Annotated in this window: 4 protein-coding genes; 3 read left to right on the top strand and 1 reads right to left on the bottom strand. The window is 42.6% G+C overall.

Annotation, left to right across the window (positions count from 1 at the left end; all coding sequences use genetic code 11):
* Positions 1-117: 117 nt before the first annotated feature.
* Positions 118-873 carry a hypothetical protein gene (locus BGK46_RS02255; RefSeq protein ID WP_069586855.1) on the bottom strand — a complete coding sequence of 252 codons (756 nt, stop codon included), beginning with the start codon at positions 871-873 and terminating at the stop codon, positions 118-120.
* Positions 874-1,449: 576 nt separating this feature from the next.
* Here BGK46_RS02255 and BGK46_RS02250 point away from each other — a divergent pair.
* The 3 genes from BGK46_RS02250 to BGK46_RS02240 all read left to right on the top strand — a co-directional run bounded on the left by BGK46_RS02250 (position 1,450) and on the right by BGK46_RS02240 (position 3,529).
* On the top strand, positions 1,450-2,268 hold the full coding sequence (locus BGK46_RS02250; protein WP_084781209.1) for an alpha/beta fold hydrolase: 819 nt from the start codon (positions 1,450-1,452) through the stop codon (positions 2,266-2,268).
* A gap of 106 nt (positions 2,269-2,374) precedes the next feature.
* Complete coding sequence (locus BGK46_RS02245) at positions 2,375-2,911, top strand: hypothetical protein (protein WP_069586853.1); 537 nt, start codon at positions 2,375-2,377, stop codon at positions 2,909-2,911.
* Between the two features lie 129 nt (positions 2,912-3,040).
* On the top strand, positions 3,041-3,529 hold the full coding sequence (locus BGK46_RS02240; protein ID WP_069586852.1) for a GNAT family N-acetyltransferase: 489 nt from the start codon (positions 3,041-3,043) through the stop codon (positions 3,527-3,529).
* Positions 3,530-3,821 lie beyond the last annotated feature (292 nt).

Genomic DNA, 3,821 nt, shown 5'->3' with positions numbered 1-3,821 from the left:
TTTTGTTAAATCTGGTATGGTTGTCCAACTGGGTGTAAAGCTGTCTATTGGTAATCACGTTTTGATTTTTGCGATGAGAAGCGTACCACTATCAGCAGTTGACTTCCTCTCGCCAGTTTAACCATGAGTGTTGCACTTATTATCTGAATTCAGGCATTGGTCAGGAAGTGGGCCATGCATGTCATACACCTTAAATCCTTTTAAATGCTTGGCATGACGGATTTGTGCGACTTTTTCCGGCTGGGTAAATTTATCTTTCAACAGCCCGAAGCGACGGATCTCAAAGGCCTGCACCATCACATAATTCTGCCGAGCCTTGCTCCACTGTATGCTGGCCGCGCCAAACATATCACCAGCGGGATAGGGGTTCACTTCTTCCCCTTGAGGCCCATTTGGCCCCCATTGCTTACCGCGGGTATATAGCAACTTCAGATCTTTTGGGTTTGTAATATCAAAGATCTTTAGATCGCGTCGCACATACTGATAGAGATACCGCCTACCATCAAAATCGACAATATTTTGCCACGTGTGGAAGGGCTCAACCGTGATGGGGTAATAGGCCTCGACCGTAATATTTTTGCTATATGTTTTGTCATCCCAATAATCGAGTAAACCGTCAAAAGGCTTGGGTGAGTAGGCATGGTAGGTCCGCTGAGGATGAATAAACTGACCCGTTGTTGGGTCCATGCCATAGCTAGTAGGGTCCGGATCGCCGGGCTTGTGGTTTCCTGTTAACGCGACAACCTTTTTAAGCCAAGGATCATGAATGGTATCTTGAGTGCCTTCAGCGCTTGTTGCCGATAGCGCGACGGTGGTGGATAAAAGTGCGAAAAGGGATCGCCATCCCTGCTTGTATATGGTGTGATGTCGCATAACAACGTCTCCGTGTTGTGTGGGTAAATAGACCAATACCCGCCATATATTAAATTGGTCTCATAAAATTACTGCGATAACCCCCTGATCCTATTATTTTTGTAGGCAAAGCCATTTCAGCCATGCCCCCGCACAAAACCTGCTGTCGCTAACATTTTGGACAATTAAGCACGAAAAAATCAGCATCGCTTTGATAAGCTAACCTGACAACGCTGACGGAAAAGGTGAGTTAGGTACCGAGAACTGATCGGCGGTAGCGTGAGAAATACCAGATAGATAACCCGCCTATCGGTCGAAGCACGCCAATTAAGCGCACGCTTTGTCGGCACTCATTCACACTATCCCAGAATACGAAAACAGAAAGTAAGTATAATCAATAGATTAGAGAATTGAGTGTGGTGATAGTGTGAACGCATTACCAGAGATAGGCGGCATGCACACTTTCTCGGAAAAGAGACAAAACCCACAAGCGATAAATACTATTTATAATAGTGAATTAGGCAAGAAAAGCTGCGTATAACGTTTTTGGGGAATCGAGCATGCGTGCTAATACAATGTTACTAGAAAAAGGGATCTATGGAACCACTAAACGTGATTTTAAAGGATGGTCGAAATATTTCATGTTGCCGAACAGGGAGTAGTGGGCCAACTGTTATCTTCGAGTCGGGAATGACTTGTGATAAAGAGTATTGGAGAACGCTACAAGCTAGGCTGGCAAACGAATTCTCTACCTTTTCATATGATCGCTCAGGGTTGGGAAAATCAGATATTCAAAACCACCCAAAAGACATCTACTCCATTACATCAGATTTGGAAGAGCTATTAAGTATTCTGGAAGTCAAACCACCATTCATTTTTGTGGGACATTCTTTTGGTGGCACTTTGTCAAAATACTATTCACACCAATTCAAAACGAATACTAATGGTGTCGTTTTTATTGATCCGAGTGACTCATTCTTTGAAGAAAGATCTTTAGCGTATAGAACGGAAAGTCAAAAAAAGTATTGGAACTCCCTTAGTACACGCCCAGACCCAGAAGAAACTGAATCTGAAAAGCAAGAATTTGAAGCCTTTAAGCATGCCATTAAGGCAACTAAGAGCTTGGCTTTAAGAGACGATATTACAACTCATATATTGGTGTGCGACAATCTAACTTCCTGGTTTGACCCAGAAGTGGATCCATATTATTCATTTGATGACGCACCGAAAAACATTCTTCAAAGGGACAATGAGACTTGGATTCGGTGCCATGAAGATTGGCTAAAACAAGCGCCAGAAGCAAAGTTGACGATAGTACAAGATAGTTCCCACAATATTCACTTAGATAATGAAGAAATTGTGTATGAGACAATACGCGAAACTGTGCTTGTAGGCGCTAGTAACAAAACGCTGTAGCAATACAGCCCTAAATACACCGCTATGCGGCGGGCTGTGGACTCGCATTCGCTCGCCGCTAAGCTTTGCGTTATGCCTTAAACCAAGTCTTGGCATGGAGGTCTGGATGGATAGTATAAAAAAGTTTTTTTCGTACATTGAATTTCTGCCAATTATTGTCTTTGGATTCTTGTACAAGGCAGATAAGCTACCAATTGAGCAGCAGTTCTATGCTGTTGGTTTGGCGAGCATGGTTTTGCTTCTTTGTTTTTACTCCCTTTCGTTGCGCATGAGCTCTATTGCACTTGCGACAAATTTGCACCTTATATCAGGTGCTTTTGCCTATTTGGTTTACTGGGAGTATCTTAATTGGGTCTATTACTACTTGCAGGAGTCTTCTCTCTTTGCTTGGATGTTTATCGTAGCGCTAGTTAGGACTATGTACTCGCAACAGACAGCATTGGATACCTTTCCGAGTGAAGGTGATTCAGTGAAGAAGTTATCTTTCCTATTTTCATTCTTCTGCCTATTGAGCATCCTGCTATCTGCCTACCTTAGGGGAGACTTTTTGTACTCAGTATTCATTCCGTTTTCCGCTTTAGCATACCTACAAGGACTATTGAAAAATCTGGCGGTCAAGAGAGGTGTAGTTGAGCAAATGTAAGCATAACAAGCGAATGAATCCGCGCGTCTATTCGTAGCGCATTTTTCAAAGAAACGCTGTGATTTAGGCATTTTAGTCAGTTTGGGCTAGTAAACGCCCGTTATTCGAACGTTATGTTTTGGAGGGGAAATGGTTAGGGAATCGACAAAAGACGATTGCGTAAAATTAGCAGCATTGTCCATTAAAGTCTGGCTAGACACATATGCTAGAGAAGGTATCAAAACTGAATACGCTGAATATGTCTTGTCTACTTTCACTGCAACCTACTTCTTAGGAGTATTGGATACGACTAAATATCGTGTGTTTGTAAGTGAAGAGCAGGAAGTGATCCAAGGCTATGTAATGGTTAATCTTGAATCGCATTATCAAACGTCCAGTAATGGCTTTGAAGTCGAGAAACTATATGTCGATAACACTTTCAAAGGGAAAGGGTTAGGTCGAAAGCTTTTGAATGAAGTCGAAAATCAGTTGGGTAATAAATACTGGCTTTACACTTGGGTTGAAAATGAATCCAATGGATTTTATGAGCATCTGGGGTTGAATCGAATAGGGCGTCTAACCTTTGAATTTGCAGGAGCTTCAATAGAAAATAACGTGTATCAGTCAGCCCACAAATAACACATATGAGCCCTTCTCCGTTCAATAGGCAATTGCATTTTTTTGGCTGCGCGAGCAGCCAATGTTCTCGAACAACAAAGTCGTCTACTTCGTTCTGTCATTTCCGCCATTAAGTCATCGCGGATTCAACTGCAATTTAGCTTAGCGTTAGCTCCCCAGAGGAAGCAATCAATCCGTAGGGAATTTTTGTTTCTGGTGGAGTACACGCATCACTTGGATGATATCGCCCTCGACCGGCGTTGTTTCCTAAATCATTGAACTTATCACTCTAGCGGCGATCAGATCATCAACG

The sequence above is a fragment of the Salinivibrio sp. SS2 genome, from assembly GCF_001722075.1.
GTDB classification, from domain to species: domain Bacteria; phylum Pseudomonadota; class Gammaproteobacteria; order Enterobacterales; family Vibrionaceae; genus Salinivibrio; species Salinivibrio proteolyticus.
This window is presented reverse-complemented; position numbering and strand designations above follow the sequence as displayed.